Here is an 18,812-nt window from a genome sequence, read left to right on the forward strand (position 1 = left end):
CGGCAATTGCCGCTATAGAGTGCGGAGATAGGCGATGTTTAAGCGCATGTTTCAGAGTTGCTTGTCAGACCCGTCCTAGAGCAGCCACGGCGTTTTCAACCGAGCGTGCAAGAAAAAGCCCGACACGATGGTCGGGCTTTTCTTTATTGCAGGTGCCCGGGGTTAACCGAGATGCTCCTGATCCTGGATGATCGCGTTATCCAGGGTTTCCAGCAGCGACTTGCGCACTTTCAACTTGGTGTTTTTGTGCGCGAGCATGTTGATCTTCTTCAACTGGCGTGCAGCGGCGAGGGCGGCACTTTGCAACTCCTCGGCGGAAACCACTTTGTCGAGGAAACCGGCATCCACAGCGCTTTGCGGATCGAACATCTCGCCATTGATCACCGAGCGGTGGAACGCCGAGCGACGCAGACGATCACGCGCCAGCTCGATACCGGCGTGGTGCATGGTCATGCCGATCTGCACTTCGTTCAGTCCAATGCTGAACGGGCCGTCGACACCGATGCGGTAATCGGCGGACAACAGAATGAAAGCGCCTTTGGCAACAGCATGACCCGGGCAAGCGACGATGACCGGGAACGGGTGAGAGAGCAGGCGACGGGCCAAGGTCGAACCGGCAGTGACCAGTGACACGGCTTCTTTAGGGCCGGCGGTCATCACTTTCAGGTCATAGCCGCCGGACAGAATCCCCGGCTGACCGGTAATGATCACGACGGCACGATCAGTTACAGCCTGATCCAGCGCCACGTTGAATGCCGCAATCACGTCCGGAGAAATGGCATTGACCTTGCCGTTGCTCAAGGTCAGGGTCGCGATACCGTCTTCGAGGTGGTAGGAAATCAACTCACTCATGACGCTATTCCTTGTAAGAAAGATGGGCAGACGTTACCCACCGCCGCAGGCCAGGTAAAGCGCCGTGAGTGACTCGCCAGTCACCGTTTTTCAGTCTATCCAGCGTAGCGAGGCATTGCGCCTCTATATAGAAGGGCCGCGCCCACCGAAGATTGGCCGGTTTGCCATGGCCTGACGGTGGGCGAAACGACTTTTTCTCTTAACCGCATGAAAATTCTGAAAAAAAGTTTGCCATCGGAAAAGCTTTCGACTACATTAGCGCGCCTCGACAGACAGAACATGTTTGAAGAGATACGGTGAAGTGTCCGAGTGGCTTAAGGAGCACGCCTGGAAAGTGTGTATACAGGAAACTGTATCGAGAGTTCGAATCTCTCCTTCACCGCCACATTCAGTAAACGCAAACCCCTGATTTTCCTAGAGAAAGTCGGGGGTTTGTGGTTTTTGGTGTCTGAAAAAAGGCCATATGGGACTGAGATGGGACTGGCGCACTATTCTGGTGCGTAAAAACGTCAATCAGTGGGTTGAATTGCCGTCCCCGGCAACGCGGTGTTCTAGACTTCTGCGAACCGAACACCAGGGATGATTTCCATGCCATATGAATCAAACTCCAATGTCGCCACGGCAGATGCCTTGACGCTACTGCTGCACAACCAGCATGCGCTGGCAGCGGCATTAGAAGAGATCACAAGTTGGCTATCAGAGAATGGCGTAAGGAGTGTTTCCGAGAACGCACTCGTCGCCATGGAAAATTTGGACACCAACGCGAAAGCGATAACAGAAGCGATTACGCGACTTCGGCAGCTTTAGGAATCGCCCTGACGGGCTGCAAGCGGCAATAGCAGTCGCTCATGAAAGATCGCTTGAGTGGGTTGGTAGATAGCTTCGACCTTCACCAGTGCCAGTTCTACGAAGTGCTCATTCACTTCACGTGGTGCGTTGCTACTGAGTAGCAAAAACGAACCCATAAAAAGATTTCTAAATCGCGTTCGGTAGCAGCTCTTCAATCGCATGGTGCAAAGCATCAAGAGGTACCGGTTTGCTTAGGAATCTCGCATTAGACGGGAGGACGCCGGGCGCCAGTACAGTGTTTCCAGACATGATTACAACAGGCAATTCAGGCCATCGAAACCAAATCGCCTGGGCCAAGTCCAATCCGTCAAGATTGCCCGGCATACGAACGTCGGTGATGACCAAGGAAACTACTGTTGTTCCCTCTAATGCAATCAACGCCTGATCGGCACTGGATCGTTCGATCACAGAATGCCCAAGGATCTTGACGGCCTCGGCCATCACTGAGCGTAAGAATGCGTCGTCTTCGACCAGAAGAATATTGAATGACACAGTGAAACTCCCAAGGGATCAAACAAGATGTGGACCATTTATCAATCAAGCATTCATTGACTTCTCGATCCCTTTATTCAGGTCTAGTCTATAAAACGCGACATCGCCTCAGATCATACTTTATCCGCTTAAACCGAAGGACAACGATGAGACTGCCTGAGTTCATCCAAAACCACATAGAGCAGATTCTGTCGGCCTGGGAAAGCTTTGCCCGCTCTGTCGACACCGCACTGCCCCCCATGGATGCCAAGGGGCTGAGAAATCATTCTGAGCACATTCTGAGGACAGTAGCTGATGATATGAGGACCCATCAGACCGAGCGTCAGCAGATTGCTAAATCGTTCGGTCATGGGCCAACGGCAGAAGGAGATTCGCCTGCGCAGACGCACGCAATAACGCGGTTTGTGGCAGGTTTTACCATGGATCAGATGGTTTCAGAATATCGGGCACTCCGCTCGAGCGTGCTCAGGCTTTGGCTGGCAGAACATCGAGTTGACGACCCGCATGATGTGCAGGACATCATCCGCTTCAATGAAGCGATAGATCAGGCGCTCGTGGAGTCGATTGCGACATACGGTGAGGCGGTAGAGAGCACGCGAAAAACTGTTCTGGGTGTGCTCGGTCATGACCTACGTTCCCCGCTCGGAGCTGTGCTGATGGCCAGCGATTTGCTGCGTGAAAGTGTCAATGTGACTGACAGAGACCGAAAGTTGGCAACGCAGATCAACGCGAGTGTCCGCAGGGCCAACCAGATGGTCGGCGACCTGCTAGATCTGGCTCGCAGCAACCTCGGCGCGGGCATACCAGTACATCCTGAAGATACGGATCTGGCGATCCTGTGCGCTTCTGTTGTCGAAGAGTTACGCACAGGGTTTCCACTCGCGAAGATCGTAACCAACGTCAGCGAACGAGTGGCGGGGAGGTACGATCCATCGCGCATCGAACAGGTCTTCACCAACCTTATCGGCAATGCGATTCGACATGGGGACTCAACGCAACCCATCTATGTGACCTTGTCTCAGGATGACGATTGCTCACTGTTCAGCGTGCAGAATCGCGGCGAAGTTATTCCTGCCCATGTGATGCCTCATCTTTTCAATCCGCAGGCCCGTTACTCCAGTTATGCGGCCACTGAGAAAGGTTCGACCGCTGGGTTGGGACTGGGCCTGTTCATCGCGTCGGAAATCGTTACTGCCCATGGAGGAGAAATCGACGTGCTGTCAACGCAGGAGCAGGGCACCGTCTTTAAAGTTCGACTCCCGATTCTTCGATGATTAGTCTGCAGCGATGTAGCGTAAAGCTCGTCACAAGCTAAACTCAGACCTGATCCTCATGACCTCTTTTATAACCCGCCCCCCCCTTGGCGGGTTTTTTTATCGCCTCTCACTTGTCATCAGAGCGTCAACGCCGACAGCGGCCCTCGACGACGGGTACGTTGAATTCCAGCCTATGTTCAATCGGCCCCCACACCAGCGCCTGGTGTGGGGGCCTTTTTTTCGCGCCACGCCAACCACCTTGACCAGGACTGGACTACCATCACCCGATGGTCTGGTTGATTCGCCGACCGTCCCCACGCACACAGGAACACCTCTGATGTCTTATCTCTACGACGGGTTGGCCGCCGTTGCCGTGTTCGCCCGCTATCTGATAAGGGCACCGGACGAGCGCACCACGCTCAATTGCCCGATACGCATCAGCGATGCCGGTGCTGGGCGCGTACGCATTGAGCTGCAGGAGTACTTGCACGGCCCCACCGCCGCCAACCTGCTGCACTTGACACTGCCTGACGGGCGATCGCTGCAGGGTCAGATCGTCGACGGCTACAACCCACCGCATGGCGGCTGGTTGCTGATCGATGTGGGGCAGTGCGAGCTGACGCTTGAACCGTCGACGTCCCTCAGCCGCTGGCGGTGGGTGTGAACGCGATCGAGTCGCTGAATGCGCTGAACCTGCCGGAGTCTGTCTACATGCAGACCGGCAACTTGCTGGCGCGTGTCGAGACCTGCCTCAGCCTTGAGGAGCTGCAGCGCGTGGCGGATCGCGCCGAGGGATTCGTCTTCGGCATTGAAACCGTGCGCGCCCTTAATTACAGCGCCATCGAAGGTTTGTACCGGCTGCTCGAGGACTCTGTCCAGGTACAGCGGGAGGCGTTACAAGCATGATCGGCGACGGCATACAGGAAGAGGTGTTGCGCGCCCTGGTGGATCAACACGCGGTGCGCGAATGCCTGGTGGCCAGGATCAACGGCGGCTACGACTGGGGCCTGTCGATTCGCCTGGGTGGGAGCGGCGCGCGTTGGGTACCGGTGCGCTCGCGACGTGAGCCGCTGCGCACCTGGGCCAGTCTGACGGCGGTGGGTCGCTTTGCCGACAGCGTGGGTATCAAGGGTTTCAGTGTAGAGCTGTAACGGGTGACAGCTTCAGTGCCAGCTGCAGCATACCCACCACGTCCGGTCCGTCTTCATTGATCCACGTTCCGTAATGCTGGCGGATCATGTTGCCGTTGGTGTGACCCATCTGTTCGGCGATCCAGTCGATCGACGCCACACCGGTGGTCAGCAGCTGACTGGCGTACGTGTGCCGGCACTGACCAGGTCCCCGATAACGCACCCCGGCCGCGAGCAGATGCGCCTTGAAAAAACGGTCGCGCACGACGAAGTCGTTGGCGTGCGGCAAGCCGCTTTTGCTGTTGAGGAACACGAAATGCAATTTGTGTTTTCGCACTGTCTTGTTGTCGCGCTCGACCACGTCCACGGTTTCCGCCCTGCGTCTGCGCGTCAACGCATCGATCTTCTTAAGCGCGTCCCACGCCGGGGCCAGCAGGCGCACCCGCCGCGTCGAGCGGCGGGTTTTTGTCACCCGGTACGCCCCGCGCACCTTGGACCGGCGAAAGGTCACCATGCCTTGGTCGAGGTCGACATCCTCCCAGGCCAGGGCGATGGTTTCCGATACTCGGGGACCGGCCCATAACATGAACTGCACCATCAGCAGTTCGTGTGTGCGGTGGGTCGGCGTGTTGAGGATCTGTGTGATCTCGGCGCGGGTAAACGGGTCCGGCGCCTCGGGATCGGGCAGACGCACCATCAGACCTTCGGTGGGATCGTGCGCGACTTTCATTCGCGTACGGTACAGGCGAAACACCTGGCGCACATTGCTGATGATGTCGCGGATGGTTTTGTTCTTCAGGGTCTTGGACAGGGTGTCCTGAATCCACACCTGCAGGTCCAGGTGATCGATCAGGTTGATCTGCATCTTGCCCCAACGCGGGCGCACGTGAACTTCGGCCTTGTTCGCATACCCCCGGTAGCTCGACGCCGCGACGCTGTTGGCCTTGATCTTCAACCACAGATCCAGGTAGTGGCCGAAAGTGTTTTCGACCAACCTGGACGAGTTCGGGAAGTGCCGGGCGTAATCGAAGGTGCCAATCTGAATCTCGTAATCGATGATGCCGATCAGGCGCTTGGCCTGGGCCACGGTGGCCGGTGTGTTTCCCCCTGGAACAGCTTCGCGACATTTCTCCCCGTTGTATTGAAAGTAGATTCTCACGGAATTGCCGCGAGCTTCGACGCCACTCATGTAAACCCCTAACGCTGTACTCGTGTAACGACAGTCTGACGATCGGAAACAAAAAGGCCCGTTTCCGGGCCAAGTATCTGGATGCACATCTTCTAGTGGACGTAGTTAGCGTTTTGGCTGCTGGCGGCGCAGATGGGCATTGATTTGTTGACGGCGCCGGCTGCAGGCTTGGTGATTGCCCTGGGCGCGCCACTTGCCGCACTGATCACACACGCTGGTGTGATCCAGGTTCCAGGGAAAGCGGCGCAGCGGTGTCGCGCCACGGTCATTGGTCATGGCGTGACGCTCCCCGCGTGGTCGGGGTGGCCAGCAGTTGACTGATCACGGCGACATCCGTTTCGCTCAGGTCGCCCAGGGTGCTGGCCATCTGGCTGAGGCTTTCCAGGCGCGTTCGGGCTTCAGGAGTTTTCTGCACCAGATAACCGATGACAGCGGCGCCAATGATCGCGGTGGCCACCAGGTGCCGCGCCGGTGTGGTAGCCTTCGTGCCGCTGCTGCTGTGGGTCTGTACTTGCATGGTAGGGTCCTCGGAAGTGGTCGGGTGTCGGGGAGCTGCAACTCCTCGACACTGTTTTCTTAAGGTCAGTCCTGGCGCGCCAGGTGGATCACCAGGCCGTCAAAATTCGGATCATGTTCAACGCATGATTGCCATTCCAACACCCTCAATATCTGTTGCCGGCTGCAGTCGTCGACCAAGATTTCGCGCTGGCCAGCGGCGGCGCGCACTTCCAGAATTTGCAGCAAACCGTCTTCGCCATAAGCGCCGGCCTGAATGATCGGTGCGCTTTCGCCGACAAACTCCAATCGATTCTGAACGGCCTGCAGCTTGTTGCTTTCGCCGTCGCCGGCGTTGCCCATAAACACTTGAATTTGCATCGGTGTAGCCTCCATTTTACGCTTTGAAGATCCAGCACTTGACCGTTGTTGGACGGCCTGGCGCCAGTGGGGTCTTGGCGTTCAGCGCTGCACGTACCGCGCTGTGCACCGCCTTGTTGGTTTCCAGAAACTTGTGCGAGCGCGATTCTTTGAGCAGGTCGCGCAACGTGGCCACGTCCGCCAGCTTCTGTTTGTGTTCGGCGGCGCGTTCGCTGAATTCGTTGAGATTGATCGCAATGACAGCCGGGTCGCTGCTGTGGTCGACCACGGGGTCTTCGCTGAGTGATTGCAGGTAGTCGTAGACCTCCCAAAATTCGGCAACGGCCGGGTGGTCCGAGCTGATCGAGGCCTGGCGCTCGATCGCCATGCGTACGATCTGTCGTTGCGTCGCGGCAACCTGTGGCTCGTCCAGTTTCAAAATCAAACGCAAGGCATCGAGCAGCGAAAGCAGTTGCGCGTGGTTCTTGCTGATCCGCTCGACGCGGATGTACCCGCGCAGGTCGTAACCGCAGCTGCTGCAGTTGCCCTGTTCGTTGGGATACTCGGTGCCGCAGGCGAAACAGTGGGTGTGCAGGCGGCGCAGCCTGGCTTCGTGTTCCGGCATGCGCTGGGCAAAAAGCTCGAGCACGGCCGACTCCTTGCCGACTGCCCGAATCAGGAAGTGACTCAGCATGGTGCCGTCCAAGGTGTTCAGCTTGTCCGCCGCTACACGGCTTTGCGCGGTGACGATCGGGCGGACGAAATGCAGTTTGACGATCCGCGTCATGATCGCTTCATGGGCAACCACCGCAGCGTTCTGGCTGATGGCGATCGTGCCGCGAAACGGCGGTTCGTAGGTTTCGTTGCCGGCGGTCTTCACACCTTTGGTGGCGAGGGTGCCGCCGCCGTAATAATCCTTCAACTCATCCCATTCAAAGGTCTTGGCGTGCGATCGATCATCGCCGTGGCGGTCAGCTTCGAGGAACACCACGGGCATGCCGGACACTTGTCCCATGAGTCGCGAGCGACCGGCTTTGGTCGACTTCATCGGATCAAAGCCTTCATAACCTTCGCGGCCGAGCAATTTCCACAACAGGTTGAGCAAGGTGGTCTTGCCGGCACCGGCCTCGCCTGTGGCTTCCAGAAACGGGAATGACTTGTAGCGTGTCCGAATCTGCTCACAGAACAACGAGCCGAAAAAGAACACCAGGGCCACCAGACCTTGCGCGCCGAAGCACGTCCACAGCAACGGCAGCCAGTCTTCGTTGAAGTCCTTGCCGTCGCGCTGCAGTTTGATCGGCACCCCTTTTTGCAGCGTCTTCAAACGCAGTTTGCCGAACTCGAAATAGTCTTCGCTGTTGACCTTGTAGGTGACGCCATCCCTGACCGCAATGTCGCCGTAGACGTAGCAGCCGTACTCCTTGCTATAGCCCACATAGTCAATCGTCGACACGGTTTTGATGCCGAACAGTTGATCCTTCATGAGCTTGTCCAGCTGTTGCCCGCTACCGGTGTACATCGCGCCGGCAGCCATGCCCAGCAGTCGCTTTTTGAATTCGCTGGCAGCGGCGAGTTGTGCACTGGTGAAAGTGTTCTTCACGCTTTCGGAGTCGTGCGGAAAATCGACGCGCAGGTAGTACCAGGACTCGTCCGTAATTTCGTTACGTTGAAAATACAAGGCTTGTGGGTAGCAGTTGGCGATCTCGACGACGCTGCCCGACTGCTGCAGCGCTTTCTCGCGCTGCTGTGCCTGATTGAGCAACTGGTCGTCGTGGTTCTCGCTGTCCTCGATGTCCTGCATCGCCCGGTTGAATTTCTCCATGTCCAACTTGAACCAGTACAGGCGGCTACCGAAGCCGAGGTGGAATTCACCGCGCTTGTTCCAGTCGTACATCAGCAGCGCTTTTTCCGCGGCGCTGTCGGCCAGCAGCAGGGCACCGAGGTGACGCGCCTGTTTCAGATCCGCCGCGACCTGGTCGGCACGCACGCTTTCGTCTTCGATGAAACTCCAACGCTGATGCAGGTCGTTCCAATCAGCCTTGCGGCCGTCACGCAGCGGGATCTGTGCCGCCTCACAAACGAACCCTAAAGCTCGCGCCTGTTTCGCCCAGCGCTTGGTGTAGGCGTGGGCGCCTGACTCGTTGTCGAGTGCCCACACTAGCTTGGGCAGCTTGCCGTCACGGTCACGGGCAAGCGCCCGCAGCGATTCTTCGGGGAAGGCATTCGAGGACATGGCCGACACGGCGACGATGTCGTTGTGCACCAGGGCGATGGCGTCAAAGATGCCCTCGACAATCCAAATCTCTTTTGCTTCCAGCAGATCCACACAAGGCGGACACCACCAAACGCCGCGATAGCTTTCCTTCGATTTGAACCGGGCTTTCATCTTGCCGAAACGGTGCGGGCGGTCGATCAGGCGTTCCCACCAGCCGCCTTTCTCCAATGCGAAGCGCACCGTGGCACTGCCGGCGTTGTGCTCAGGCGAGTAGAAGCTTTCTTGGGTAAACCAGCCCTGGATCAGCTCGATGCGAAAGCCCCGAGCGAACTCCAGATAGGCGCGAGCGGTGGCGTTGGGATGTTGGTCGGTCGCCGGCGCACGCTTGCTCCAGTCTTCAAACAGGTCGTCGTACAGCTCCTTCACATGCATCGTGTGAGCGCATTTCTCAGGTCTGCCGCAGATCACCATCCACGGAGCATCAATACGGGTGTACAGCGTCTTCTGTCGGCACTTGGGGCAAATACCACCGCGCATGTAGTCGGCGTTTGACCGTTGCTTAAGCCCGTAATCGGTTTTCAGGCGCTCGATCACGTCGCTGCGCAATTGCTCTTTCATGGATTACTTCGCTTTCTTGAGGCAGTAGGAGAGGGCGCCAATCAGGTGTTTCTGAGCGGCCATCACGGGGCAGTTGGCGAGGATTGAGCCGTGGCGCAATCCATCGGGGATGAGACGGAATTGATCTGCGTACCAGAGTTCATTGAAGCTGAGACGGTACTGCTCGCGCAGATTGGCCAAGAGCGCTTGAGCCTCTACGGGCGTCAGTTTTGCGTTGATGTTCAGGGCGTTTTCCATCGTCAAACCTCAATTTCGGGCGCAGCTCACCCAAACCCACGGCGGTGGGACAGGGGATTTATTGGTTGGGTATTACGAAGCGGTGATGCGGAAGCGCCCGTTATCGGGAGCAATGAGGATGCGTTCGTAGATCAGGCTGACCGGGATTGCCCAGGCGTTGCCGGTGGCTGTATCGAAAATCACGGTGTGTGTGGAGGTGCTGTTAACGGTGTCCAGTCGTTGCCGATCGCTTACCGCTGACATTTCACTGTTGGCCAGGTGCACCAATCGCTCGGCGTGCTGAGTCGTCGCGTTGTAATCCGTCACGAGGTGCTGAACCGCTCTGGTGAACAGTTGCTGATCGTCACCCAGGTGTTCGCATTGATGCCGTTCAAGAAAGGAGAAGGCTGCGGCTTTGAGCATGTCCTGATATTCCTGTACTGCCGGCAAGTTGTTCATTGGGTTTTCCCCGGTTGGGCGCGGTACAAGGCGATTGCTGCCAGCACTTCGGCGTGGCGCGCGGCCATGTGGATGTTGTGAGCGGCGAGGATGCGTTCGGCTTCCTCTACGCTGATTGAGCCGTCTTCCAACGCCTGAGCGATCGCCTGGTCAACGCAGCCTCGTTTCGCTGATACCTGCACCGATCGGGCATATAGCTCGACGTTGTCCAGTTTTTCTGGATCAGCAACAGCTACAAACAAACCGCCATACATCTGCGCGACGTAGTTCGGAAAGTGGCTGGTGCCGCTGGCTTGCTCCAGCAGGAGAACCTGTGCGTCCGTCAGTGGACTGCAGCCAGCGTTTTCATAGGCGTGGTTGTCGAACTTTTTGACTTTCATTCCCAGGCGAGCGGCAGCGCCTTTTCGTCCATCCGGAAAGCTGTGAATGATTTGGCGCATCGCTTCCTTGCGCGTATCTAGAACGGGGCTTTTCATCTTCTACTGTTCCCTGTTGGTCAGTGCCTTTACTGTTCGATCACGCCGTCTTTGATGCCAAGTAGAACGGCGGCGCGATGTGCCTCCCCACGGCGACAATGGCTCTGACCTCTCAGCACCGCATACACGGTGCTGGGATTCAGGTTGTTCAATTCAGCAAAGTTTTTCGCGGTCTGGCCACGCTTCTCCAGCGCTTCACGCGCTTGTATGCGGGCTTGCTCGGTGATGGTTGTGTTGGGCATAGTGCAATTCCTTGCGTTTTCGTGTGATGACAAGCGCAGGATGTGGCAAAAAACTGCCATTGTAAATATCTGAGTGGAAAAAAATTGACCCTGTCCGAAGAGATTGGCGCCCGCTTGCGACAATTGCGCGCTCAAGCTGGGCTGACGCAAGATCAGCTAGCTGAAAAACTTGGTGTCTCAAAACGAACTCAAGGAAATTACGAATCTGGGGCGAGTGATGCCCCCGCGTCTTACCTGAGCCTTGCTGCAAGCGAGCTGGGATTTGACGTTGCTTTCATCGTCAATGGCATCCGCACCACGCTTCCGAATGAAGCGCTTTCTGAAGTGGAGGATTGCTTGATCACTCAATACCGAAGCATCGCTCCTGGTGACCAAGAAGCAATCCGCCGGTTTTTGAAAGCAATGGCTGATGACGCAGCTCGTCAGCGGACTTAACCCGTTACAAAGCTCGTTAAACATTAGCCGCCTCATCGTTCTAAAACCGGTCCTCATTCCGTCAATGCCGATTCAGCCATGCACTTTATGGAGTAGTCAGCATGTTGGATCGCGTCAAAAAAGAATCCGTTAGCTTGGGCTTTGCCGAGTTTAAATGGCATAACCTGAGCAACGCGGAACGCCGCCTAATTGACCTCTACCGGTCTCTGAGTGAAAAGGAGCAAGGTCAGCTCCGTCGGCTTTCTGAGATTCTTGCCATTAACCCTGAAGACTCAGCCAACCGCTGATGCCTTGATCACTTAATCCTGATTTGGTGTCACGATCGTCGACGTTCTGGAGTCGGCGATTTAGGCTCATGCCACCGCTTGCGCGCCGAGTTGTTCGAACAGCTCCCGCTGTTTCGCTCGGGGCATTTCCCGAAGACGATCAAACAACAGTCGGTCGAAAGTCTGCGCCGACGGACTCAATGTGTGCGAGAACGTCAGGTGGGCCACCCATGTGTGCCCGCACTGGACGTCCAGGCACTGGCAGTAAAGCGTCACAAAATCTGGCGACTGCGGTTTGCTGTCGCGAATTAAGCCCTTGTTCCCGCACTTACATGTCACTCTCATATGTCCCTCCCCAGGGCAGCTGATCGCCACCATATTGCCACACCGCTAGGTGGTTTTCTCTGTAGGCGTCAATTCAGGCAGTTGTATCGACTGGGTTTGTTTGTTCTTTCCAGTTGAATCGCCTGTCTTCGCGAAGGCGCTCATTTAGCTGATTGAACAGCTGGCAGATCGGTCTGATTTCGTTGCTCGTATACACACGATCGATCTTTTCGATGTCGCCGAAACCACCGTTGTTTTCCGGAATGATGCCGGCCAGTGCCGGGTTCATACGCCATGCAGCGATGACATCGTTTCGGGTGATGTTCTTCACCTTCTCCAGTTCGTCTTTGGCCTGGAAGTCCCCGACGGGGATAATCTGGATCGCGTTTTCTTTGCCGTTGGGGATGTTGACGAACATTGAGCGGAAGTTGCCCACGCCCTTGCTTGCACTGATCTGTGCGCGCAGTTCGTCTTCGTCCTCTTCGGTCAGGTCGGGATCGTTGGTGTAGAAGATATAGCCGGCGTGCGCACCGTTGCTGTAGTAGCGACGGCGGAAGAGGGTGGCCGCCTCATTGAGCAGCAGCGCCTGTAGGCCGCCCAAATAGTCCGGGATCCCGTAGATGTTCTGTTCCACGTCGTAGTCCAGGACGTGGGAGATCTCGTGCTGTTCGAACTCCATTTCCTTGTTGTCGGGCAGCAGCATCACGAAACCGCCGTCGACTTTCACGCGCATGTTGATAGCCGGCAGGTGCTGCAGCTCCAGCACCTGGCCGAATGCGTTGGTGTCGTTGTAGAAATACGCTTCGCCAAAAACCATGTAGTCCAGCCCTGCACGCCCCATCGTCTCCGTGCTGCAGCCGGCCGAGGCGATGAACTCACGCAGCAGCAGGTTGCGCTTGAACTTCGGAATGGCGCCGTGGTGCGCGTTGGCGCGCAGCAGCTTGGCCAAGCCTGCCCGGGACACCGGCGGTTTGTAGATCTTGCCGTCGTCGCTGGGGAACACACCCACGTACTCGCCAATGTTGCCCGACAGCACCTGTTCCGGTTCCCCGAACGTAAACGAGCGCATCGGCTGTTGCGTTGGTTGGGCTACGTGTTGCTTTCTGCGCTTGCGGTTGGCCATGGCTGCTCTGGTTACTCGTGACGTAGCGGCTGCGACGCCGCTTGTTGGTGTTCAAAGGTTCGTTGGACAGTGCGTGCATCACCGCCCAGGCAATGTCGGCGTGACCGGTGGCTTCGGTACGCGATGCGCTGTAGGTGATCTGGCCGCTGTTGGTGGCACCACGCTTGATGGTCAGGAATGCCTGGGCGATATCGGTCCAGCCGGCGTCCCACTCGATGCGACTGCCTTGGATCGTGTCCTGGGCTTTGAGCACCAGGGCGTTTTTCGCCTCAAGGCTGTAGTGAATGGGTGTCGCCTTGGCGTAGAAGTCGCGCACCAGGTCGAACACGCCGTAACCCACGCCGGTGACGTCAATGCCGATGTGCTGGACGTTGAAGCGTTCGGTCAGTTTCTTGACTTGTGCCGCCTGGTAGGTGAACGAGTGGCCACGCCAGCTGTGCTTCTCCAAGATCCGGAATTTCGCCCCGGGTTCGAGTGGCGGCGCGATGACCACACAGGTGGCGTCGTCGCGGGTGCGGCTCGGGTCATAGCCCAGCCAGACAGGACTGTTGCCGAATGGCCGATCCAGATCCGGGTTGTAGTCTTCCCACAACGACAGATCTGAGTAGCAACGCTCCAGATCCTTGAGGCTGAACGCGCTTTGCGTGCTGTCGATGAATTTGCAGTAGAAGAGCTGCTGAAATTTGTCCTCGTCGTACTCTAGCTGCAGCTGCTCCAGGTCGAAGAGATCGCAGCCGCCGGCGATCGCGTCGTCCAGGGTGATTGTCTTGCGCCATTGGCCGTCCGGACACAACGCACCCTGCGTGTAGGCCGACTCGCTGGGCCACACACCGCCGGCCTTCTTGCCGCGTTTGCTGTTGCGGAATTCTTCGCCTGACCAAAACGGGTACGCCTGGTGCGATACGGCGCTGGGCGTCGAGAAATAGGTTTTTCGCCACTTCTTGTGTGTGCCCATGGCGCTGGCCACGGTGCTGAGTTTTTCGAAGTCGCGAATCCAGAAATATTCGTCCACGTAGACGTGGCCGTGGTAGCCCTGGGCGGTGCTGCTGTTGGTGCTGAGAAAGCGCAGTTCGGCACCGTTGCTGAGCGTGATCGGGTTGCCGGTCAGCTCGATATCAAACCATTGCTTGGCGAACTGGATGATGTAGCTGCGGAAGATCTCGGACTGCGATCGGCTGGCCGACAGAAACACCTGGTTGTCACCGCTCAGCACGGCGTCCATGAATGCTTCGCCGGCGAAGTAGTAGGTCAGGCCGACCTGTCGGCTTTTGAGGATGTTCCGGACGCGGCGTGTCAGCGGGTTCTGTTTCGCCTCGAACAGCTCTTTCTGGTAGCCGTACATTTTCGAGATGAATTTATCGAGGAAGTCCACTTCGGTCAGGCCACTGACGTCGTTCTTGGCCTTCTTTTCGCGCTTCTTGCCGCCACTTTCTCCTCGTTCACGGCGTTGACCAGGTAGCCGTTCGCGAGGCTCGTCCGGACGATCGGTCGGCGTTGCCGGCGCAGGTTTCGCCGCCAGTTTTTTTAGACGCTCAAGCAGATTGGTCAGCCGCTCCAGTTCATCCAGTTCGGCTTTTGTCAGCGGCTCGATCTTTTCCAGGATCAGAGTGATTCGCCGATTGACCGCGCTCAACGGTTCTTCATCCGTGAGCATTTCGTCCCAGCCGCCTTGGCGGATCCAGTAGTAGACGATGCGGATGTTAGGCAGCTTCAAATGCGCCTGGATTTCCTTCACCGAACAGCGGCGCAGGTAGAGACGTTTTGCAGCTTCTTTGACTTCGGTCGGGTAGTTCATGGGCCGCAGTCTATGCGGCGAAAACGCTGGAAACGCTGCCTGAAATGCGGGGTTGTTCGTAGAGTTTTCTTCTACGAATAGCCCCGAAGCAAAGCGTTTGTTTGGGGCAAATCGGCTCCCTATCGTGGCGGCTCATTCAGCGATTGAGCGCAGTCACCGATCATGCCCCGTTCCCTTGTCTCCTACTGGAAACGCGTTGCCACCAGCGGCCCGACTGTCGATGGCCGCGAGATCCTTCCCCAGGAACTGCGTGACATCGCCGAGACCTACACGCCAACTTTGTACACCGCTGTTATCTGGTGCGAACACGAACGTTGGTTCGGATCCCACGGAACGGTTTTCGCTGTGCGCCTGGTCGAGGAGGGCGACGATCTGGAACCTGGCCAAGTCGCCCTTGAAGCGCAACTGAAGCCAAACGACAAGCTGCTGCGCCTGAACGACGCCGGCGAAAAGCTGTTCACCAGCATAGAGATCAAGCCGAATTTCCGGGGCCGTGGCAAAGCCTACATGACCGGTATCGCCGTCACCGACGAACCCGCCAGCGTCGGCACGCAAGAACTCTACTTCTCCAGTCGCACCAGCCGCGATGCGTATTACGCCGCCTCCCAAGAACTCGGCCCTCTGCGCGAAACCGAAGCGCAGGGCGAGATTGGCCGCCTTGCCAGCATGTTCACCCGCCTGTTCAAGCGTTTCGGCATTGACGACACCGCCACCGAAACCACTCCGCAAACCCCAACCGAGAGCAAACCCCCAATGGATGAAGCTACCGCAACGGCTTTGAAAGCCCTGCTGGCCCAGCTGCTGGTCGTCGCTGCCGGCATTCAGGCCGTGATTGAGCCTGCTGCCGAAGACGCGCCAGAACCCGATCAAGCCCCGATCGATGACGTCAGCGCGGCAGTCGACGAGATCGTCACCACCGCCGAAGAAGAACGCGAATTCAAACGTTCCGGTGGCGGTAACAAGGCCTTGCTGGCGGCGTTCACCACGCTGCAAAAAGAGTTCACTGCACTGAAAAACACCACCAATGGTCGTCAGTTGCCGCGTTCCACCGGCGCCGCCGACAAAGCCAAAGTGCGGGTACTCTGACATGGCCCGTTCCCTGAGCGCCTACGGCGCGAAAATGTATGCGGCAATGCAGCTGGCGATGGCCGAGACCTATGGTGTCGAGCTGTCCAGCAAGATGTTCAGCGTTGAGCCGTCCATCACCCAAGAACTTAACGACGCCATCACCGCCAAGTCGGACTTCCTTTCGCGCATCAACGTCATTGGCGTGAGCGAAATCAAAGGCGAGAAGGTGTTCATCGGCGTGTCTGGCCCGGTCACCGGCCGCACCAACACCAAGACCACCGACCGCGAAGCGAAAGACGCTTCCGAGCTGGACAACACCACCTACGAACTGTCGTCTACCGAATCGGACGTGGGTCTGCCGTACGCAAAAATCGATGCTTGGGCCAAATTCCCGGACTTCCACCAACGCTACTCGGCCGCTGTGCAGAAACAGATCGCCCTGGATCGCATCATGGTCGGTTTCCACGGCCTGAAAGCCGCAGCGCAGACCGATATCGCGGCCTATCCAATGCTGCAGGACGTCAACAAAGGCTGGCTGCAGCAGCTGCGCGAGCAAGCCCCGCAGCAAGTACTGAAGGAAGGTAAAACCGCTGGCAAAGTCATCCTGGGGCCGGACGGTGATTACGCCAACCTGGACGCCCTGGTGCATGACACCAAGCAAATGGTGGACGAACGTCTGCGCGATGGCGGCGACCTGATCGCCATTATCGGCACCGACCTGTTAGCGGCCGACAAGGCCAAGCTGTACGCCAAGCAGGGTGATACACCTACAGAGAAAGAGCGCATCGAGGACGCCCAGGTGATCGCCACTTACGGTGGCCTGCCAAGCTTCAGCGTGCCGTTTTTCCCGGTCAACGGCGTGCTGGTTACCAGCTGGGACAACCTGTCGATCTACTTCCAGGATTCCAGCTGGCGCAAGCAAACCGTGGACAACCCGAAGCGCTCCCGCGTCGAGGATTACAACAGCCGTAACGAAGGCTACGTGATCGAGCAGCTGGAAAAGATCGCGTTCACTGAAAACGTCGAGTTGGCCGCATGAGCCTGGCCCTCGCCCACAAGCGCCGCACTTTGGCACAGGGAACCGCTGCAGTGATCGCTGCTGCAGCGGCACCGCTGGCGTATTCGCCGGCGGAAGCTCTGAGCAGCCCGGCCAATGCCAAAAAGCATCTGCAGCTGCAGGAAGCGGCACTGGCCCAAGACCTGGAGCGCCTGAGCGCGATCAAGGGGCTGGCGGGACGGCAGGCACTCAAGCGTGAGGAACTGCTACCCAAGTATCAGGACTTCATCCAGCGCTACATGGATTCGGGCCTGGTGATGCCGAACCCCGTCCTGGTGCAGGTGATGGTCTGGCTGTTCGACACCGAGCAGTTCGAAGACGGTCTGGAACTGGCGGACTTCGCGATCGAGCAGGGGCAGGAAATGCCGGAGCGCTTTAAGCGCAACGTGCAGACGTTTGTCGCTGACGCGGTGATCGACTGGGCTTTCCGTGAGTACAACGCGGAGCGCAGCCCGGAGCCGTACCTGACCAACCTGCTGCCGCGTGTCGACGGTGAATGGGATCTGCCCGAACAGATCCCGAGCAAGTACCACAAGTTGATCGGCATGCGCGCCATGGAGACCGAGCAGTGGGAAACCGCGCTCCAGCATCTGGAACGCTCCACCGAGCTGTACGCGAAAGCCGGCAATGAGACGCGCATTGCGAAGTGCCGCAAGGCGATCGCCAAACAAACCCCCGCCGTGACCGGCGCCCAATAACCGACTACCCCCCCCAGCGGGGAACTGTGGACGTGTGTCTGCCATTCATGGCCAGCCCCACGAAAAACAGTCTCCCCGCCCTATTCGAGCGGCCAGCAATGAGCTTTTCCGGGAAACCCACCACCTTTGTGGAACAGGCGATTGAGAACGACGGCTTCTGGCCGAACCTCTCCGTGTCCGAGTTTCAGAAGGGCTACCGCCTGCCGGCGGAGTACCTGGTAGACATGCTGGTCACTGATTTGACTACCGCGATGATTGAGATCAATCGCGATCTGGCCAAACGCAAGGGCCAATGGCAGAGCGTGGGCGTCACCACCGTGGAATCTGCGGCCCCTAAGGTGCTGCGTGACGCCACATTTCACGTAGCGACGTACAAGCGCGCCGTGTATTGCCGAGCCAAGGCTAGTTTGTTGACGCAATTCGCCACGGTGAGCCGCCGTGAAAGCGCCGAAAACACCGGCAAAGAATTGCCCGAACGCGGCGAAACGTTCCTGCAGTTCAGCCAGCAGGCGGTTCGCTCGCTGCAGGGGCGCGGCCGCATCACGGCGGCGATCGTATGACCAAGCTGCAGACACTGACCGCGTATCTGTTGGAACGGCGTCTGGTCGAACCTGAACAGCTCGACAGCTGGACGGAGCAGGTCAAGCTTTCGCTGATCTGGAAACCCGACGTCGACGGCATGCACTTCGCCGATATGCACTATCGCGCCGTGATTGTCCTGGAGCGTTTCGCCGCCAATCCGGCCCGCATGATGGCGTTGGTCGGCAGTTGGCTGGAAAACCACGACGCCGATCGCGACCGTCACGAACTGCCGGCGCCGGAATTCCTCGTCGAGCCGTTGGACAGCGATCTGTTTGATGTGGAAGTCACGCTGGAATTCGTCGAACCGCAGTTCCTGTCTGAAGACCCTACCGGCGAGATCGACGCCTTCGGCAAGACCTGGGCTTTTGTCCCATTTGACCTGTGGGTTGCAGAGCGCGGCGAGGTGGCCACCGATGGCCGGCCGTAGCACGTTCGAACTCGACATTCGCGGTCGCTTGGGCGTTCGCGAGCAACTGGCGTTGCTGAGCCTGCCACCGCAATTGCGCCGCCGCTTGCTCAACCAGGTCACCAAACGCGTGCGGACGATGAGCCGCAAGCGGGTGCGTGAGCAGAAGAACCTGGACGGCACGCCCTTCGCCCCACGCAGGGGCGACA

Annotated in this window: 26 protein-coding genes, 1 tRNA gene and 1 pseudogene; 14 read left to right on the forward strand and 14 right to left on the reverse strand. The window is 57.9% G+C overall.

The window, feature by feature from the left end; translation table 11 throughout:
* Nucleotides 1–162: 162 nt before the first annotated feature.
* Nucleotides 163–852: a crotonase/enoyl-CoA hydratase family protein gene (locus ACWR1S_RS18385; RefSeq protein WP_454564473.1), complete on the reverse strand. Its 690-nt coding sequence runs from the start codon at nucleotides 850–852 to the stop codon at nucleotides 163–165.
* A gap of 295 nt (nucleotides 853–1,147) precedes the next feature.
* Here ACWR1S_RS18385 and ACWR1S_RS18390 point away from each other — a divergent pair.
* Nucleotides 1,148–1,237 (forward strand) — tRNA-Ser (locus ACWR1S_RS18390).
* Nucleotides 1,238–1,440: 203 nt separating this feature from the next.
* The gene (locus ACWR1S_RS18395; RefSeq protein ID WP_454564474.1) at nucleotides 1,441–1,659 is read left to right on the forward strand and encodes a hypothetical protein; all 219 of its coding nucleotides are present in this window, start codon (nucleotides 1,441–1,443) and stop codon (nucleotides 1,657–1,659) included.
* Between the two features lie 168 nt (nucleotides 1,660–1,827).
* Here ACWR1S_RS18395 and ACWR1S_RS18400 read toward each other — a convergent pair whose 3' ends face one another.
* Nucleotides 1,828–2,193: a response regulator gene (locus tag ACWR1S_RS18400; RefSeq protein WP_454564475.1), complete on the reverse strand. Its 366-nt coding sequence runs from the start codon at nucleotides 2,191–2,193 to the stop codon at nucleotides 1,828–1,830.
* A gap of 146 nt (nucleotides 2,194–2,339) precedes the next feature.
* Here ACWR1S_RS18400 and ACWR1S_RS18405 point away from each other — a divergent pair, with 146 nt between their 5' ends.
* From ACWR1S_RS18405 to ACWR1S_RS18420, 4 genes are all read left to right on the forward strand, one after another.
* Nucleotides 2,340–3,467: an ATP-binding protein gene (locus ACWR1S_RS18405; RefSeq protein WP_454564476.1), complete on the forward strand. Its 1,128-nt coding sequence runs from the start codon at nucleotides 2,340–2,342 to the stop codon at nucleotides 3,465–3,467.
* Nucleotides 3,468–3,786: 319 nt separating this feature from the next.
* Nucleotides 3,787–4,113, forward strand: a complete 327-nt coding sequence (locus ACWR1S_RS18410; RefSeq protein WP_454564477.1) for a hypothetical protein — start codon at nucleotides 3,787–3,789, stop codon at nucleotides 4,111–4,113.
* Nucleotides 4,110–4,355 carry a hypothetical protein gene (locus tag ACWR1S_RS18415; RefSeq protein ID WP_454564478.1) on the forward strand — a complete coding sequence of 82 codons (246 nt, stop codon included), beginning with the start codon at nucleotides 4,110–4,112 and terminating at the stop codon, nucleotides 4,353–4,355. The genes ACWR1S_RS18410 and ACWR1S_RS18415 overlap by 4 nt, the downstream gene beginning before the upstream one ends.
* Nucleotides 4,352–4,600 carry a hypothetical protein gene (locus ACWR1S_RS18420; RefSeq protein WP_454564479.1) on the forward strand — a complete coding sequence of 83 codons (249 nt, stop codon included), beginning with the start codon at nucleotides 4,352–4,354 and terminating at the stop codon, nucleotides 4,598–4,600. Before ACWR1S_RS18415 ends, ACWR1S_RS18420 begins: the two co-directional genes overlap by 4 nt.
* Here ACWR1S_RS18420 and ACWR1S_RS18425 read toward each other — a convergent pair.
* From ACWR1S_RS18425 to ACWR1S_RS18465, 9 genes are all read right to left on the reverse strand, one after another.
* The gene (locus ACWR1S_RS18425; RefSeq protein WP_454564480.1) at nucleotides 4,584–5,768 is read right to left on the reverse strand and encodes an Arm DNA-binding domain-containing protein; all 1,185 of its coding nucleotides are present in this window, start codon (nucleotides 5,766–5,768) and stop codon (nucleotides 4,584–4,586) included. The genes ACWR1S_RS18420 and ACWR1S_RS18425 overlap by 17 nt on opposite strands.
* A gap of 105 nt (nucleotides 5,769–5,873) precedes the next feature.
* Nucleotides 5,874–6,044: a hypothetical protein gene (locus ACWR1S_RS18430; RefSeq protein ID WP_454564481.1), complete on the reverse strand. Its 171-nt coding sequence runs from the start codon at nucleotides 6,042–6,044 to the stop codon at nucleotides 5,874–5,876.
* The gene (locus ACWR1S_RS18435; protein ID WP_454564482.1) at nucleotides 6,034–6,285 is read right to left on the reverse strand and encodes a hypothetical protein; all 252 of its coding nucleotides are present in this window, start codon (nucleotides 6,283–6,285) and stop codon (nucleotides 6,034–6,036) included. Before ACWR1S_RS18435 ends, ACWR1S_RS18430 begins: the two co-directional genes overlap by 11 nt.
* 65 nt (nucleotides 6,286–6,350) lie before the next feature.
* Nucleotides 6,351–6,644 carry a hypothetical protein gene (locus ACWR1S_RS18440; RefSeq protein WP_454564483.1) on the reverse strand — a complete coding sequence of 98 codons (294 nt, stop codon included), beginning with the start codon at nucleotides 6,642–6,644 and terminating at the stop codon, nucleotides 6,351–6,353.
* Nucleotides 6,645–6,660: 16 nt separating this feature from the next.
* Nucleotides 6,661–9,456 (reverse strand): toprim domain-containing protein, encoded by a 2,796-nt coding sequence (locus ACWR1S_RS18445; protein ID WP_454564484.1) that lies wholly within the window; start codon nucleotides 9,454–9,456, stop codon nucleotides 6,661–6,663.
* Nucleotides 9,457–9,459: 3 nt separating this feature from the next.
* Nucleotides 9,460–9,693, reverse strand: a complete 234-nt coding sequence (locus ACWR1S_RS18450) for a hypothetical protein (RefSeq protein WP_430291143.1) — start codon at nucleotides 9,691–9,693, stop codon at nucleotides 9,460–9,462.
* Nucleotides 9,694–9,765: 72 nt separating this feature from the next.
* Nucleotides 9,766–10,131: a hypothetical protein gene (locus ACWR1S_RS18455; protein ID WP_454564485.1), complete on the reverse strand. Its 366-nt coding sequence runs from the start codon at nucleotides 10,129–10,131 to the stop codon at nucleotides 9,766–9,768.
* Nucleotides 10,128–10,607 (reverse strand): YmfL family putative regulatory protein, encoded by a 480-nt coding sequence (locus ACWR1S_RS18460; protein ID WP_454564486.1) that lies wholly within the window; start codon nucleotides 10,605–10,607, stop codon nucleotides 10,128–10,130. The genes ACWR1S_RS18455 and ACWR1S_RS18460 overlap by 4 nt, the downstream gene beginning before the upstream one ends.
* A 29-nt stretch (nucleotides 10,608–10,636) precedes the next feature.
* Entirely contained in the window at nucleotides 10,637–10,849 is a 213-nt protein-coding gene (locus ACWR1S_RS18465; RefSeq protein WP_454564487.1) for a DNA-binding protein, read from the reverse strand.
* Nucleotides 10,850–10,933: 84 nt separating this feature from the next.
* Between ACWR1S_RS18465 and ACWR1S_RS18470 the strand changes: the two genes are divergently transcribed.
* A complete protein-coding gene (locus ACWR1S_RS18470) occupies nucleotides 10,934–11,284 on the forward strand; it encodes a helix-turn-helix domain-containing protein (RefSeq protein WP_454564488.1) in 351 nt (116 codons plus the stop codon).
* 101 nt (nucleotides 11,285–11,385) lie between these two features.
* The gene (locus ACWR1S_RS18475; RefSeq protein ID WP_454564489.1) at nucleotides 11,386–11,571 is read left to right on the forward strand and encodes a hypothetical protein; all 186 of its coding nucleotides are present in this window, start codon (nucleotides 11,386–11,388) and stop codon (nucleotides 11,569–11,571) included.
* Between the two features lie 66 nt (nucleotides 11,572–11,637).
* Here ACWR1S_RS18475 and ACWR1S_RS18480 read toward each other — a convergent pair whose 3' ends face one another.
* From ACWR1S_RS18480 to ACWR1S_RS18490, 3 genes are all read right to left on the reverse strand, one after another.
* Complete coding sequence (locus ACWR1S_RS18480) at nucleotides 11,638–11,895, reverse strand: ogr/Delta-like zinc finger family protein (RefSeq protein ID WP_081794887.1); 258 nt, start codon at nucleotides 11,893–11,895, stop codon at nucleotides 11,638–11,640.
* A 73-nt stretch (nucleotides 11,896–11,968) separates the two neighbouring features.
* Complete coding sequence (locus ACWR1S_RS18485) at nucleotides 11,969–12,838, reverse strand: phage portal protein (protein ID WP_454564497.1); 870 nt, start codon at nucleotides 12,836–12,838, stop codon at nucleotides 11,969–11,971.
* Entirely contained in the window at nucleotides 12,750–14,792 is a 2,043-nt protein-coding gene (locus tag ACWR1S_RS18490) for a terminase large subunit domain-containing protein (RefSeq protein WP_454564490.1), read from the reverse strand. Before ACWR1S_RS18490 ends, ACWR1S_RS18485 begins: the two co-directional genes overlap by 89 nt.
* Nucleotides 14,793–14,954: 162 nt before the next feature.
* Between ACWR1S_RS18490 and ACWR1S_RS18495 the strand changes: the two genes are divergently transcribed.
* The 6 genes and pseudogenes from ACWR1S_RS18495 to ACWR1S_RS18520 all read left to right on the forward strand — a co-directional run.
* Nucleotides 14,955–15,878, forward strand: a complete 924-nt coding sequence (locus ACWR1S_RS18495; RefSeq protein ID WP_454564491.1) for a GPO family capsid scaffolding protein — start codon at nucleotides 14,955–14,957, stop codon at nucleotides 15,876–15,878.
* A 1-nt stretch (nucleotide 15,879) separates the two neighbouring features.
* Nucleotides 15,880–16,899 carry a phage major capsid protein, P2 family gene (locus tag ACWR1S_RS18500; protein ID WP_454564492.1) on the forward strand — a complete coding sequence of 340 codons (1,020 nt, stop codon included), beginning with the start codon at nucleotides 15,880–15,882 and terminating at the stop codon, nucleotides 16,897–16,899.
* Nucleotides 16,896–17,615: a phage terminase small subunit gene (gene gpM, locus ACWR1S_RS18505; RefSeq protein WP_454564493.1), complete on the forward strand. Its 720-nt coding sequence runs from the start codon at nucleotides 16,896–16,898 to the stop codon at nucleotides 17,613–17,615. The genes ACWR1S_RS18500 and gpM overlap by 4 nt, the downstream gene beginning before the upstream one ends.
* Before the next feature lie 98 nt (nucleotides 17,616–17,713).
* A complete protein-coding gene (locus tag ACWR1S_RS18510) occupies nucleotides 17,714–18,175 on the forward strand; it encodes a head completion/stabilization protein (protein WP_454564494.1) in 462 nt (153 codons plus the stop codon).
* Nucleotides 18,172–18,624, forward strand: a complete 453-nt coding sequence (locus tag ACWR1S_RS18515) for a phage tail protein (protein WP_454564495.1) — start codon at nucleotides 18,172–18,174, stop codon at nucleotides 18,622–18,624. Before ACWR1S_RS18510 ends, ACWR1S_RS18515 begins: the two co-directional genes overlap by 4 nt.
* Nucleotides 18,611–18,812 (forward strand): annotated as a pseudogene (locus ACWR1S_RS18520) (virion morphogenesis protein); the annotation flags it as partial. The gene ACWR1S_RS18515 and the pseudogene ACWR1S_RS18520, both read left to right, overlap by 14 nt.

The sequence above is a fragment of the Pseudomonas sp. AIG genome, assembly GCF_977020205.1.

Bases quoted from the DNA above. Each gene is read 5' to 3' on its own strand.
- ACWR1S_RS18385 (WP_454564473.1), bottom strand. From the start codon at position 852: ATGAGTGAGTTGATTTCCTACCACCTCGAAGACGGTATCGCGACCCTG.
- ACWR1S_RS18395 (WP_454564474.1), top strand. From the start codon at position 1,441: ATGCCATATGAATCAAACTCCAATGTCGCCACGGCAGATGCCTTGACG.
- ACWR1S_RS18405 (WP_454564476.1), top strand. From the start codon at position 2,340: ATGAGACTGCCTGAGTTCATCCAAAACCACATAGAGCAGATTCTGTCG.
- ACWR1S_RS18410 (WP_454564477.1), top strand. From the start codon at position 3,787: ATGTCTTATCTCTACGACGGGTTGGCCGCCGTTGCCGTGTTCGCCCGC.
- ACWR1S_RS18420 (WP_454564479.1), top strand. From the start codon at position 4,352: ATGATCGGCGACGGCATACAGGAAGAGGTGTTGCGCGCCCTGGTGGAT.
- ACWR1S_RS18425 (WP_454564480.1), bottom strand. From the start codon at position 5,768: ATGAGTGGCGTCGAAGCTCGCGGCAATTCCGTGAGAATCTACTTTCAA.
- ACWR1S_RS18430 (WP_454564481.1), bottom strand. From the start codon at position 6,044: ATGACCAATGACCGTGGCGCGACACCGCTGCGCCGCTTTCCCTGGAAC.
- ACWR1S_RS18435 (WP_454564482.1), bottom strand. From the start codon at position 6,285: ATGCAAGTACAGACCCACAGCAGCAGCGGCACGAAGGCTACCACACCG.
- ACWR1S_RS18440 (WP_454564483.1), bottom strand. From the start codon at position 6,644: ATGCAAATTCAAGTGTTTATGGGCAACGCCGGCGACGGCGAAAGCAAC.
- ACWR1S_RS18445 (WP_454564484.1), bottom strand. From the start codon at position 9,456: ATGAAAGAGCAATTGCGCAGCGACGTGATCGAGCGCCTGAAAACCGAT.
- ACWR1S_RS18450 (WP_430291143.1), bottom strand. From the start codon at position 9,693: ATGGAAAACGCCCTGAACATCAACGCAAAACTGACGCCCGTAGAGGCT.
- ACWR1S_RS18455 (WP_454564485.1), bottom strand. From the start codon at position 10,131: ATGAACAACTTGCCGGCAGTACAGGAATATCAGGACATGCTCAAAGCC.
- ACWR1S_RS18460 (WP_454564486.1), bottom strand. From the start codon at position 10,607: ATGAAAAGCCCCGTTCTAGATACGCGCAAGGAAGCGATGCGCCAAATC.
- ACWR1S_RS18465 (WP_454564487.1), bottom strand. From the start codon at position 10,849: ATGCCCAACACAACCATCACCGAGCAAGCCCGCATACAAGCGCGTGAA.
- ACWR1S_RS18475 (WP_454564489.1), top strand. From the start codon at position 11,386: ATGTTGGATCGCGTCAAAAAAGAATCCGTTAGCTTGGGCTTTGCCGAG.
- ACWR1S_RS18480 (WP_081794887.1), bottom strand. From the start codon at position 11,895: ATGAGAGTGACATGTAAGTGCGGGAACAAGGGCTTAATTCGCGACAGC.
- ACWR1S_RS18490 (WP_454564490.1), bottom strand. From the start codon at position 14,792: ATGAACTACCCGACCGAAGTCAAAGAAGCTGCAAAACGTCTCTACCTG.
- ACWR1S_RS18495 (WP_454564491.1), top strand. From the start codon at position 14,955: ATGCCCCGTTCCCTTGTCTCCTACTGGAAACGCGTTGCCACCAGCGGC.
- ACWR1S_RS18500 (WP_454564492.1), top strand. From the start codon at position 15,880: ATGGCCCGTTCCCTGAGCGCCTACGGCGCGAAAATGTATGCGGCAATG.
- gpM (WP_454564493.1), top strand. From the start codon at position 16,896: ATGAGCCTGGCCCTCGCCCACAAGCGCCGCACTTTGGCACAGGGAACC.
- ACWR1S_RS18510 (WP_454564494.1), top strand. From the start codon at position 17,714: ATGAGCTTTTCCGGGAAACCCACCACCTTTGTGGAACAGGCGATTGAG.
- ACWR1S_RS18515 (WP_454564495.1), top strand. From the start codon at position 18,172: ATGACCAAGCTGCAGACACTGACCGCGTATCTGTTGGAACGGCGTCTG.